The sequence below is a fragment of the Paenibacillus sp. GbtcB18 genome (assembly GCF_019091125.1).
Lineage (GTDB): Bacteria > Bacillota > Bacilli > Paenibacillales > NBRC-103111 > Paenibacillus_F > Paenibacillus_F chitinolyticus.
The window spans coordinates 430,669-443,624 of sequence record NZ_JAGXJX010000003.1; the positions used below are offsets into that span (position 1 = coordinate 430,669).

The 12,956-nt window shown below is 39.0% G+C and carries 13 protein-coding genes; 4 read left to right on the top strand and 9 right to left on the bottom strand.

What is annotated here, in order from left to right:
* Positions 1 to 70: 70 nt before the first annotated feature.
* Together KVT34_RS12240 and KVT34_RS12245 are read right to left on the bottom strand one after the other, a co-directional pair.
* Entirely contained in the window at positions 71 to 640 is a 570-nt protein-coding gene (locus tag KVT34_RS12240) for a YdeI/OmpD-associated family protein (RefSeq protein ID WP_217558909.1), read from the bottom strand.
* Positions 641 to 653: 13 nt separating this feature from the next.
* A complete protein-coding gene (locus tag KVT34_RS12245) occupies positions 654 to 1,118 on the bottom strand; it encodes a VOC family protein (protein WP_217558911.1) in 465 nt (154 codons plus the stop codon).
* Positions 1,119 to 1,217: 99 nt separating this feature from the next.
* On the opposite strand from KVT34_RS12245, the gene KVT34_RS12250 reads away from it, so the two are divergent.
* The 4 genes from KVT34_RS12250 to KVT34_RS12265 all read left to right on the top strand — a co-directional run bounded on the left by KVT34_RS12250 (position 1,218) and on the right by KVT34_RS12265 (position 6,338).
* A complete protein-coding gene (locus KVT34_RS12250) occupies positions 1,218 to 2,129 on the top strand; it encodes a helix-turn-helix transcriptional regulator (RefSeq protein ID WP_217558913.1) in 912 nt (303 codons plus the stop codon).
* Positions 2,130 to 2,258: 129 nt separating this feature from the next.
* On the top strand, positions 2,259 to 4,061 hold the full coding sequence (locus tag KVT34_RS32370) for a flagellin N-terminal helical domain-containing protein (protein ID WP_217558915.1): 1,803 nt from the start codon (positions 2,259 to 2,261) through the stop codon (positions 4,059 to 4,061).
* Between the two features lie 261 nt (positions 4,062 to 4,322).
* The gene (locus tag KVT34_RS12260) at positions 4,323 to 5,141 is read left to right on the top strand and encodes a MerR family transcriptional regulator (RefSeq protein WP_217558917.1); all 819 of its coding nucleotides are present in this window, start codon (positions 4,323 to 4,325) and stop codon (positions 5,139 to 5,141) included.
* A 21-nt stretch (positions 5,142 to 5,162) separates the two neighbouring features.
* Positions 5,163 to 6,338 carry an MFS transporter gene (locus tag KVT34_RS12265; protein WP_217558918.1) on the top strand — a complete coding sequence of 392 codons (1,176 nt, stop codon included), beginning with the start codon at positions 5,163 to 5,165 and terminating at the stop codon, positions 6,336 to 6,338.
* 180 nt (positions 6,339 to 6,518) lie between these two features.
* Here KVT34_RS12265 and KVT34_RS12270 read toward each other — a convergent pair whose 3' ends face one another.
* The 7 genes from KVT34_RS12270 to KVT34_RS12300 form a co-directional block, all read right to left on the bottom strand.
* Complete coding sequence (locus KVT34_RS12270) at positions 6,519 to 7,262, bottom strand: demethylmenaquinone methyltransferase (protein WP_309244089.1); 744 nt, start codon at positions 7,260 to 7,262, stop codon at positions 6,519 to 6,521.
* Between the two features lie 24 nt (positions 7,263 to 7,286).
* Positions 7,287 to 7,856, bottom strand: a complete 570-nt coding sequence (locus tag KVT34_RS12275) for an SF0329 family protein (protein ID WP_217558920.1) — start codon at positions 7,854 to 7,856, stop codon at positions 7,287 to 7,289.
* Between the two features lie 296 nt (positions 7,857 to 8,152).
* Complete coding sequence (locus KVT34_RS12280; protein ID WP_217558921.1) at positions 8,153 to 9,049, bottom strand: nucleotidyl transferase AbiEii/AbiGii toxin family protein; 897 nt, start codon at positions 9,047 to 9,049, stop codon at positions 8,153 to 8,155.
* A gap of 24 nt (positions 9,050 to 9,073) precedes the next feature.
* A complete protein-coding gene (locus KVT34_RS12285; RefSeq protein WP_217558922.1) occupies positions 9,074 to 9,658 on the bottom strand; it encodes a hypothetical protein in 585 nt (194 codons plus the stop codon).
* Between the two features lie 90 nt (positions 9,659 to 9,748).
* Complete coding sequence (locus tag KVT34_RS12290; RefSeq protein ID WP_217558923.1) at positions 9,749 to 10,057, bottom strand: hypothetical protein; 309 nt, start codon at positions 10,055 to 10,057, stop codon at positions 9,749 to 9,751.
* A gap of 39 nt (positions 10,058 to 10,096) precedes the next feature.
* A complete protein-coding gene (locus tag KVT34_RS12295) occupies positions 10,097 to 10,825 on the bottom strand; it encodes an ATP-grasp domain-containing protein (protein ID WP_217558924.1) in 729 nt (242 codons plus the stop codon).
* 598 nt (positions 10,826 to 11,423) lie between these two features.
* Positions 11,424 to 12,431, bottom strand: coding sequence for a phosphotransferase enzyme family protein (locus KVT34_RS12300; protein ID WP_217558926.1), 1,008 nt, complete (start codon positions 12,429 to 12,431; stop codon positions 11,424 to 11,426).
* Positions 12,432 to 12,956: the final 525 nt, after the last annotated feature.

Sequence of the window (12,956 nt, forward strand, 5' to 3'; positions counted from 1 at the left end):
CTTCAACTCCGATCGTTAAGTGTCAGCACGATCTTAACATGCCCGCATCTACATTGCAACATCCTAGATCTTAATAATCCAGCAGACGTCCATTATCGTTCCATTGGCCGTAGATTTTATTTTCTCTCGTGTTTGTTATGAATTTGTCTAATCTGCTCTCAAATAATTCCGGTTGATTTTTTATGCTTTGTATCGTGTCGATCCGAACTCTTTTATACAGATCCGGAAATGCCTTGAAATTCTCATAGACTAGCTTTTCCTCTTTCAGCCTTTGCTCTATAACCGGATGAATTCGAAAAGAATCGACATCCATATCAGGAAGAACTTTTCTTCCTTCGTCTGTCATCAACCCCAACTTTTCGAGGCGGCGGACACGTTCTTTATTTAATTCAGTCCATGAGCTTTTTTTGCTTCGAGGGGACAGTCTCTGAGCCAGCCCCGTTTCAGCTATGTTCTTCTTGACCCCATCGATCCATCCAAAGCATAAAGCTTCCTCGACCGCGTCCAAATAGAAGAGCGTATCCGATTTGGGCGTCATACTAACCAAGATCCAGCAGAACTTTTGGGTCTTCCTATTTTCCAGCAGCCAAAACCTCAACTCTTCTCTCGATTTTACGGGAATTAAATGATTCATATCCATAGTTGAGTATGAGTTACTGTTTGTTGGCTATTACGTTATCCAGAAACTTATCTGCGTCGCTGTTAAATTTCCAGTTAACTCCGAATTTATCAACCAGCATTCCAAAGCACGACGACCAAGGAGTATCGGATAACGGCATGATAACATGGCCGCCGACAGACAAATGAGTAAAGTATTCTTCCAGTTTTTGCTTATCATCCATGACCAGACTAATCAGAATATTATTCCCTTTCACCAACTCACCTGTTACCGCCTTCATGGAAGGCAAAATGTCCGACATCATGATTTTCCCGCCTGCGAATTCTATGGAAGACTCCATGATCATAGTTAACTCATTTTCCGGCATCGGGTAGTTTGGATCTTGCGGGATATCCCCGAATTTCACTTTTTTCACTTCAATGGCGCTTAAAGCCTCCGAATAAAATTCAATCGCTTGTTCCGCATTTCCATCCAAGTTTACATATACAACAGCTGCCATAAAGCAATACCTCCTTCTTGTTATACATGTAGTATAATCAACAATAGATGACAGCTATATGTCACCATTTCATACGGAAGTAGAAAAAGAGGCGAACCGATGGACAAGGTTGAGAGACTCATCTCTATCATTATGATCTTGCTGAAAAAAAATATCGTTTCAACAAACGAATTCGCGCAATTATTTAACGTTTCCAAAAGAACGATTCTTCGCGATATGGAAACCTTGAGCTTATCCAACATCCCGATCTATTCTATCCATGGAGTTAACGGCGGCTACGGCATTATGGATGAATATAAGGTCGATAAACGTCTTTTAAATAGCTCCGACTTAGAGAATATATTGGCTGCGCTCGGCGGATTGGAACAAATTCTAATTAGCGAAGAAGTTGAACTAACGATCAAAAAAATAGAAGCGATGGTTAGCCCATTGGCTCCGAAAAGTTCGATTCAACTGTCCTTTTATGATTGGGAGGGCCGGTCTGAGATTATTCAAACCTTGAAGATGTGTCAAGAATCTATATTAAAGAGAAGGTTAGTTTCATTTGAGTATATAGATAAAAACGGTACCGTGACGAACAGAATTGTCGAGCCCTATCAGCTTCATTTTAGCGAAACGAGCTGGTATCTCAAAGGATTCTGCTTACATCGTATGAGCAATAGAACGTTTAAATTATCTCGGATCGATCATCTTATTATGAATGAACAAACGTTCAGCCCTAGAGATGATTTGTTGGAACAAGAACACGAAGCAAGTTATCGACCCCAACTAGTCGCTATTCAGGCATTGATTTCGCCTAGCATCAAAGATCAATTCATTGAAAGGTACGGTCGAAAGAGTATTGAAACCTATAATTCTGATTTTTTATTAGCCACAATTAATATCCCTCAAAATAGTACGGGATTTCAATTTTTAGCAAGTTTTGGCACAAATCTAAAAATCGTAGAGCCCAAAACATACGTTGAAGACTTTCGAACTTATTTAAATAACATGATGCAACTATATTCTTGAAAAGGTCTCGTTTCGGCTAATTGAATTTACGGGCCCAGTTATGTAAGTTTTTATGTTAACTTTATGTACGCTAGTTCTATTGGCATGGTAAAATAAACCTATCACATCATTGTTACAGAGGTATGAGACATGAAAATATCCCACAATATACCGGCCCTTAGGATAAATAATACGCTGCAAAAAAATTCTAAAGCGAGTTCGAGTAGTCTGGAAAAACTTTCTTCAGGATTACGAATCAATAAAGCTTCTGACGATGCTGCCGGGTTGGCCATATCCGAAAAAATGAGAACACAAATTAGAGGCTTACATCAGGCTTCCAAAAATGTTATGGATGGCATTTCACTTATTCAAACCGCAGAGGGCGGTTTACAAGAGATCACGGATATTTTACAAAGACAAAGGGAACTGACCATTCAAGGCTTAAATGATCCCCTTACCGATGAAGATCGGCGAAAGATTGACACGGAAATCCGTCAGCTTTCGAATGAAATCGAGAGTCTTTCAAAGAAAACCGCTTTTAATACGATGAATTTGTTAGCAAGAACTGATTATAAGATATTGGCTGATCGTTCAAGCAGCAGCAGCACTTTTTCGGCAAGTGATCCTCCACCGGTATCTTCCATAAACAAAACGATCGTGTACAAACCACGGGGAACACCCGATGAAGCCAGACATGTGATTGGTAGTTCCGATACATCCGAAACGACCCATACATTTTCAAATGCGAACAATATTACACCTATTGTTTTACCGGATGGAACAGAAGCATTTAACGAATATAATGTTGACACCCTAACCACAACAAAAACGGACACCAATAAGACTATTTATGAATCGTTGACAGCTGTGAACGATCCTGAATTTTCTAAACCTGCCTACTGGTACACTCACGGCATGAATAAAACCAGTTTCGGACCGAGACATTCTGTCGATGCATATGGTTCGTTGTTCGAAGATATCGAGGTTAACGGAAGATCATGGCCAATTGAATATTCATCTCGCAGCAACTCAGGCAGTGATCCCGCTTGGGAGCATATGTGGTTTCCCGGTACAAACCTGTCCATTATGAGATATAGGACTCTTTTAGCCGATAATTCGATGGAAATCAGATATGAAATCACTAATAAAGATTCATTCAACACGAATATTAATCTGAGTAATATAGTTAACCCTCCAACAAATTCAGTTATCACGGGTGCCGGTGGAAGCCCGTTGGCTAATGGCCATACCGTAATAAGTCCACCCGGAGGCAGTTCCTTTACCATGACGGGGACAGAGGCTAACGCAGGCATTCAGTTTCCGCTTGGATCTTTATCGCCAACAGAGCTTTCCATAGATAATCCCGCGGCTGGACAGCCCCAAGTCAATTTTAATTGGCAGCTAAACGTGCCCAGTGGTTCGAGTGTAACTTTTAGCTTTAAATATGGCCCGTTTTCATTAAATTATGAACCGTTTGAACAGACGCAAGAAACCGTCGAAACTAAACACATTGAAACCACAGTGAATACAGACATCACGGATATCGACTATCTCCCGCCAAAACTTACCATTCAAGCAGGAGCTAACAAAGACGAGACCCTTATTATCCCCCTGTTCAATGTGGGCACGCAGAGATTGGGCATTAAGGATTTAGGGCTGCTCCCACCCTCCATACCTGAGCAAGCATTAGCCAAAGCGGATGGAGCCATTGAAAAAGTTCTGCACTATCGGGCGATGTATGGCGCATTGCAAAACCGTATGGAACACACCTTAAACAACGTGAATAATTCTGCAGAAAATCAAATGACAGCCGCATCACGTATTCGTGATGCGGACATGGCCAAGGATATTTCAAAATTGACAAAATCCAATATGTTAACGCAAGCCGCCCAAACGATGTTGGCCCATGCAAATCAGGATCCTCAAGCCGTGTTGCAGTTACTTAAACCATGATCGTACAGAGAACCTACCTGACAGGTGGGTTCTTTTTTCATACAAAAAAAAGAGGAGGTTTTCTTGATAGTCCCCACCCATTCATTCAAAAAAATGAACGTTCTATTCAGAAACGTTTCTTTGACTTAACAATAACCTCATCGTACAGTGATAAACATGAAACACGGCATAGGCCAAATATCGACTTCCTCCCGCACACTTGACTTTCCCCTGCACGGGAAACTGTATACTCTCCTTATGTTATAAATCGGAGGTGATATTTTGTTTAAAATCAGTGAGTTTTCCAAGCTAAGTAAGGTCTCCTTAAAAACACTGCGCTATTATGACCAAATCGGCATACTAAAGCCGAGAAAGGTGGATCACGATACCGGCTACCGTTACTATTCCGCAGATCAGCTTCTTGAGCTCAATCGAATCTTAATTTATAAGGAACTGGGTTTCACCTTGCCGCAAATTACACAACTGCTCCAGGAAGATATTACATTGGAGAATATTCAAGGCATGTTTAAGCTGAAAAGAAGCGAAATCCAGCAAATCATCGATACGGAACAAGCTAAGCTCGCCCGGATTGAGGAGCGTATGCAGCTTATAGAAAAAGAAGGGCAAGTCGAAACGGGTCAAGAAATCAGGATCAAAGCAGAAGAGGCTAGGCAGTTTCTTTTTCTGAAAGCGCACGGGAGAGAAGAAGACATTCCGTACCTGTTTCGTACTTTTGATCAGTTATTAACAAAGGAAACTCGCCAATTGGTTCAAGGTCCGCAGGTTGTTTTGTGGAAAGAAATAGACGGAAAAGAGGATGAGTTTGAGTTTGAGGTCGGTTATTTTTTAACCTGCGAGCCGCCATTATCTCCAGATCCGTTTCAGTTGCGGACTCTTCCTCCTGAGCCGATGATGGCCACAATGGCCTTTCGTTCGGATTCTAGCTTTGCTTGTACAGCCTGTGTGAATTTAGCTAAATGGATTGAGAAAAATAACTATCAGATCAAAGAAAACGAACCTGGTCGGGAAATCTATTTACCGTTGTCTACAAAACAAGATGCCCAATTAATGGAAATCCAAATCCCAATTGTACATAGATAACCGGGGGAGGAGCGGATTGAATTGAAAAATAATCGGATCATCTATGTCCTGGCACTTGCTGTTTTTCTGATCGGAACCATTGAATACATTATTACAGGAGTCATTGAAATGATCGCCGCGGACTTGAGAGTATCTACTTCCGAAGCCGGGTTATTGGTGACTGTATTTGCTCTCGCAGCGGCCATCGTTGCTCCGATTCTGATTGCATTAACGATAAATGTGGATCGCAAGAAGCTGCTGATGGCTGCCCTTAGTGTGTTTATTGCCAGCAACGGACTTATGTTTGTAAACCTTTCTTACGAAACCGTACTAGGGGTGCGAATTATTCAAGGGGCTAGCGGAGGAATCACGACCGTAGTAGCCATGGCTGTAGCGACACGACTCGTTGAAAAAGAAAGAAGGGGCAATGCCATCGGTATCATTTTGATGGGGCTTAGCAGTTCGCTAGTGCTGGGTGTTCCGATTGGCACATTTTTTAGTGAGATGTTCGGATGGAGGGTTTTATTTATTGGGATCGGTTTATTAAGCGTTCTTCCCTTGCTCATCATCTATAAAAAGGTTCCTTCAATCAAAAAAGAAGAAAAGGTTACCCTTAGGATGCAGCTCTCCATTTTAAGAAATTCAAACATTTTGACTGCCTTGATGATTACTTTATTTTATATCGGCGGTTATTCTACCCTGTTCACTTATATGACGCCTTTCTTGCAGGCCGCATCCTCTCTTTCCATTACCGAAATTAGCGGTGTTCTATTCCTGGCGGGAATTTGCAGCTTCGTCGGGTCAAAAGTAGGCGGACAATTGGCAGATGCAAAGGGAGCGAAATTCACCATTTGTCTCGGGCTCCTGCTTCAAGGAGCAGCTCTCCTTTTATTCACTCTAGCCGGTGTCAATCTCTTTGTATTGATCTTGGTTATCATGATTTTTATGTTAGCCACTTGGAGTATTTCCCCTGCCCAGCAGCTATATCTGGTTACTCTGGCACCCCGAAATCCGGACATTGCCCTAAGCGTAAATACTTCGTTCATCCAATTTGGCTTTGCGCTGGGATCCGGATTAGGCGGGCTTGTCGTCAGCCGTACATCTGTCCTGTATTTGAACTGGCTGGGTCTTGCCGCTGTAAGCATAGCTTTACTTCTTGCGATCTTACTGTTCAAAAAAACGCGCAGTGGGATTGGAACCCCTATTGTTACTAAATAAAAATGAAATGGACTAAACAGGGGTGGGTTTAAGTTATATCCCTCCCCCAAATTCGCCTATATCCTTCCTTTATACTGAATTGTCCGACTGAAAATCGGCATATTCAACCATAGAGGCAGGATGTTTTTTTATTATCTCCTAGCTTCATGCTGCTAGTTATGCTATCCCTGCCGGTATTCTCTATTTTATAGCCATATGCATGGCCGCGACGCCGCCACTATAGCTTTTTGCTTCTACTTTGGAAAATCCCGCTTCTAAAAACATTTGTTTAAGCACATTTTTATCGGGGAAATGACGAGCTGATTCTTGTAACCATGAATATTCGTCATAACTTTTGGCAATAAACTTTCCAAGCAAGGGCATGATATAGCGAACATAAAAAAGGGAAAGCTGCCTATACCCGATTAACGTCGGTTGGGATGTTTCTAAACAAACTACTTTTCCGCCCGGTTTTGTTACCCGATACATTTCCCGTAAAACGGTTAAATAGTCCGGTACATTTCTTAAACCAAAACCAATGGTTACATAATCAAATGAATCATCTTCAAAAGGGAGTTCCATGGCATTTCCTTGGATAAATGTAAGCTGCTTTAGAGCTTGCTGCTCTTGCTTATTTTGTGCAATTTTGAGCATGTTTTTGCTAAAATCCAATCCGATTACTTCTCCGTGCGTTCCAATAACATTTGCCAAAGCAATCGCCCAATCCCCGGTTCCCGTGCACACATCAAGAGCTTTACTTCCTTCTCTCACTTTCATCTGTTTCATGACATCTTGACGCCATGCGATATGTCTCTTAAAAGTGATGACAGAGTTCATCGAGTCGTATTGATTCGATATCTTCTCAAATACATGATGAACCCTTTCCATCTTTGTTTGTTCAGACATGAAATTCCCCCTCTTCCCCGAATGTAATATCATAAAAATATCTTCATTTTTTAGTATTTATTTTTATAACGTACTACGCCGTAGTTCATAAAAATACTGCACAATCGGATGCTTTACCTTCATCTTCTCGGACATGTTCAAAATTCGCTTTTTTCCGACTCGTCTGTCCACCAAAGCTAGAATATTCAATAAAATATCATGGCTCTCTATGCTTTCCTCAATAGAAGTGGATAAAAACTTATTAGCCACAACGACAAAATTTGATTTACTTAATGATGTCTGTGCCGACAAAAGCTCCTTTGCATGATCTGAACTTTTTCTGCTCCTTGCAATTACTTTTAGACGATCCTCCGGAACTTTCCCTTTCGTTTCTTTTCTCACTGCTTCCATTTCTTCATCGCTGATAGGAATTTGGATATCCGGATCATTCTTAATTTCCAACTCCGTCTGATACCATCTGATTAAATTAGTTGCATCGTTCATATTGAGGACGTTCTTTTTATCTACCGTAATATAACAAATCCCTGCTTTATCGGGTAAATAACGGTAGCCGGTTGCACGGTATTCGACTCTTCCATCTAACGCAGGACAAAGAAAACTCTCCAGATTTTGTTTCAATTTGCTCCAGGACATGTACTCCACCTTGTTCTATAGTAATAACGACCGACCTATTGAGGCAGTCGCTCTATTCTCTATCATACAATAAGCGGCACACCATCCTCTATGTTTGAATGAAAATACCTCCACCATCAACCAACCTCCTTTTGTTTTAATAGACTGATAGGGTGTGTAGGCATAGAGAAAAACCGAAGGCAAATGTGCTCTCGGTTCATTTTTGATATCGCGATACACAAATGCCCTGTAACTACGATAGTTTTTTCATCAGTTATTGAATTCTATATTTTATTGCATCCGAATTTCATTCTTTATCACTTATGTATCCTATGTGTTGGTCTAGGTAAATTAACGTATGCCTTTTCATTAATACCAACTTGGTTCATTATTTTACGTAAATCAGCCACTAACTTCATAAAATAGACTTCTTGAATGATACTGCCAGCATATTTTTTTAGTGAATAATCATTGGATAACGAATGATACAATCCACCCAAATCATCTACAAGTATCTTTTTTATAGCAATAGGTGTAATCGATTGATCTATACTGCATTCATTAACGAGTGCCTGTAATGTTTCATTAAGTGCACGTTCATCATAGGACGGATGTGATAATAAATATTTTAAATCATAAAGATCCTTAAACCTTGGTCTCACAATGGTTTGATGTAGTTTCCAAGCAATTTGTATCGAAAGTGGTACGGAATAAGGAACACCGAAAGTATCACCAAGAACTGGTCGATACTCAATTGAAACGGGATCTACTGCCATTTCTAAATTGAATGAAACATCTAGATATATTTCATTATAATGATTTACTTCCCTAGGCTCATCGGTGAAAAAATAGGCAAGATCTGTATTTATTGTAGGAAAATCATCTGACATTGCATAATCTATACACCGCCAAAATGCATTCTCTCGAAAACTTCTAAACGTTATACCATCACCAAGATCCGTTTCAGTCACTTGGATCATCCAATTTGTAAATGTTTCATGTGCATGCTCTACATCTTTGATCTTATCCATATACAAAAAGTCGAGATCTTCAACATGCCTAGTATCTGGGTTATTCAAATATTGTCTTGTTAATAGGCTGCCTTTTAAAACAAATGGCATATTCACAAGTGATATTCTTCTCAAAAGTGCTTCTAAGACAATGAGTTCTCTATCCTCATCATTCATATCTTTTAAATTCTCAAGCTTAATCATTATTGCATCCCTCTATTGTGAAATTTATGAAACCCATCCGCTATCCAGTTCTTCTCTACTGTCATAGATACATAATTCATATTGTTCTTTCAGAACATCTATCATATTTTCTTGCAAAATAGAATGCAACTTATCTACCCTTGCATAGAATTTTTCCTTACTTTCATATTCTCTGACTGTAATAAATCTTACTTCTCCATTTGTTGCTAAAGAGTTTCTTGAAATATGCCCGCCAAGACCCTCACATAAATTTTTTAGCCTGGCAACTTCTTTCACAGCTACTTTGCCATGCCATTCGAAATAAGGCTTAGAATTCCTAGTTACTGGCATATGGAAATACTTTTCCTCATCTGGAGATATCTCTATTTTTGTCCTCATGATAGTAAATCCGTTTTTTTGAAATTTGGTTGCAATTTTCTCAATTTCTTTTTTCGCTTCATAATAATCAGTACTTTCCATAATCCCTGTACACATAGGCTGATTAATATAATCCCCTTTGTCTAAGACAATCATAAGAGGCTTCACTTGTTCCAAAATACAAATATTAACAAAATATTCCTTTTCGGCAAGCCTTAAATTATTGACTGTAATATGAAATTCAAATTCCATTATTTTGCTCCTATGCATCATTAGTTGAATTTGCTAGATTTACTGCACACTCAATATCATTATCAAACTTGCATGTTTAACCATTAGAAATTAATCTGGTATTTCAATTAATTTTCTAAGATAATCGCCTTGTCTGATACACATCTGTTGTTTTTCCTGAGTGTATGCCCATCCGTTTTCAATAGCGTAATTAATTAAAGTTGAACATGTATCAGGCAGGTTAAGATTGAAATGACAAGATTCTTCCCATGAGAAGTAAATTTCAAAAAAAGATGTTTTGGTGTTATGAGGGTACACTCGAAAAGAAACCGAATCATTTCTAAAATACTCATCAATCACACAATGAAATTGATGACCATTCACGGTTACTTTCTTGAAACGTTTTCTAAATGGCTTCAACCACGTCACCTCTAGCGATAATTGTAAACAGAAGCTATATTAAAAATCACACTCATCTATCGTCGAGGTTAACTCAGACCATCTTGCCGATAATAACTTAGCATAATCCAAGGAAAATAACCCATAATGCCCTAAAGAATAGCCATCGTTAACTTCAATTAACAATGTTTCACCTTTATCGGTTAATCCAAAATCTACGGCATAACCATTAGGAGCAGATTCGAACTGAGAGACGACATTTTCAATTATTTTATAATCAAAGTGCACTCTCCAATTCCCTTTATATCTTCTAATGTCTAGTATTTTCCCGTATCTAACAAAACATCTCCACTCCGCTACAAAGTTTACAACTTCCGAACATAATATATTTGGATCTTCACCATTTGTACCACAACCTATTAAATCCTTAGTACTTCTAACAACAACACCAGTAAACTTTTTATCCTCGACAGGCTTAATAAATACATTCCAGTTCTCAGGGTTGTTTGCTATTACACTTAATTTTGAATTCCAAACCTTCCTACCCAAGTAGTTTTTTAATTCTTCAGGGTAATCAATTTCAGGTGGGATTATATCATGTTTAAAAAGTACTGTTCTAACATCATCAACATAACTAACTATTATATCTTCTTTTTTATTATCAGATAGCTCATCAATATTTTTAAAATAATAAATTTCAAATCCCATTTGTTTAAATCCGTCATACGCTGCATAAAAATTGTGATTGGCAATTTCGTTATCAAAACTTTTTCTTATATATACCTTCATAAAAATCACCCGCCTCATGAATAATACCGACCAATGAGAATGATATAAATTCCTAAATAAAATCTGAATTTTAATACATTAATCATACCAATATTCACCAAATTAATACATATTAATCGAAGTATGCACAAAAAAGAACCTCCTCTTAAGGAAGCCCCTCATTATAAAATTAATTAATCCACCCCCTATATCCTTACCACGCACTCCACATGTGACGAGGTGACAGGGAGTACAAAACTTAATTAAAGAATGACATTTGGGCGGCTCAGATAAAGCCGCTCCTTTTTATATTATATGTAGACCCCATCCGGTCACGATTGATTCGTACTTACTCTCTTTTACAGAGTTTACCTCTATCTGCTCCGTGAGAAATTTCGCCCATTTGGTTGTCCCACGTATAATAGGTGCAATTTTATAACCTAATTCCCGAGACTACCTGCTCATCTTTACCCTAAAATAGCCAGTTACCTATAATGTTTCCTTACCCACCTGTGTTTCTCATTGAAATAGTAAAATGAAAAATCAGGGCGACAGCCCCAAGCGGAGCGACCACTAGAATATGTAACCTCCCGAAGGGGGGAACGCAAAATAACTAACATTATAGAAGTGAGAGTAATATTTCTCCTCGCTTAAAATACTTCATTAGATGTTCTTTCAGAAGAGCATCTTCATTGTTCTTTATTAACTCAATTGTCTTGGAGGTAAAATTCCAATTTAGACAACCTGTTAACCATAACAAGGAGGGGAGTCTCTTTAAATCCCTTGGTGTGAGTAATTCATCTGCACCATATCCCTGTAATACCGATTTAGCAAGGAGTGGCGACATTTCATGAGAAGCAATTCCATGAGTTCTAGAGTACCATTTTACCAACCATGCTAGCCCCTCCACCCTATCCGTGTATGTTATTGATTCGAGATCAACAACACCAATTATTTCCTCTCTTTGATTCCAAAGAATATTTAACGGGTTTAGGTCAGATTGAACAATGAAGTCATGTGAATCAGTCTTTGCACGGTCTTTATGATGCTCACTTTCGTTTAGGTAACTTTTCAGCAAATCTGTTGTGGGGGGCGAAAGCTTAGATGAGGTAGCATGAGCAACTAGTAAATTGTAAAATTCTTGATGACCTTTACTGTGTGACTCTTGAGGAAAGACATTAGTTTCGAACTTAGATGATATGTTATGTATCTTTCGTGCGAAAGCACCAAATGTTCGAGCAATGGTATCTGTACATTGGGTAAGGTGTTCGCCTTCCATCCACTCAAATAGTACGAATTTCCATACTTTATCTTCGAAACATATTGATGTGAACGATTCCCCATTAACAGTTGGCACATGTTTCATAAATGGAATACCCGAATTTAGCAGGTAATTACAAAATCTTATTTGTTCGTTCAGAACTTTATCAGACAATTGTATAAAGACATCTGTTTCGTAACGCTTATTCCCAATAAATCTTGCCGAGAAAGATTTGTTATCGATATGAATTTTGAAATGTAAATCTCCATGCCAATTGTTAGATTGAAGCTCTTTTTCAATAATAAGACTACTAGGATTTAATCCGTATTGCTTTACAGCCATTTTGAGTAATTGAACCTCATCCATAAAAGCCCCCCCCTCAATTTTATACAATGATACGAATCAGAAACACCAACACTATACCCCTAAAAATTGGAAGTAGTCAAGAGTAATAACACCTTTATCGCAAGGATCCCCCACCATATCGCGATGGTTAGCCTGAGAGGGGGAATCAACAACGATAGTTGAACGCACATTCGTAGGAACAGCATCCTTAGAGGAGATTTTATTCTCCCTACTAAGCCATCAGATTGGCACTATTGAAGCCAAAAAGTACGATGATGATAGAGCAAATGTCATTCCTTCACACATGGAAGGAGTGGCGAAACAATGAAGTGCGTTGTTTATGCAAGAGTTAGCACAAAAAGGGAAGAACAGAAGAATAGCTTGCAGAATCAAATCGCCTTAGCAGAAACTATTTCTAAGGAACAAACGTGTAGAGAAGCAACTAGGGGAACTCGATATTTGATTAGATAAGTTGCTGACTTTACATGTTGACGGGTCAATCGATTCCGACCAATTCAAGCATCAGAACGAGCGTGTCGCCCACCA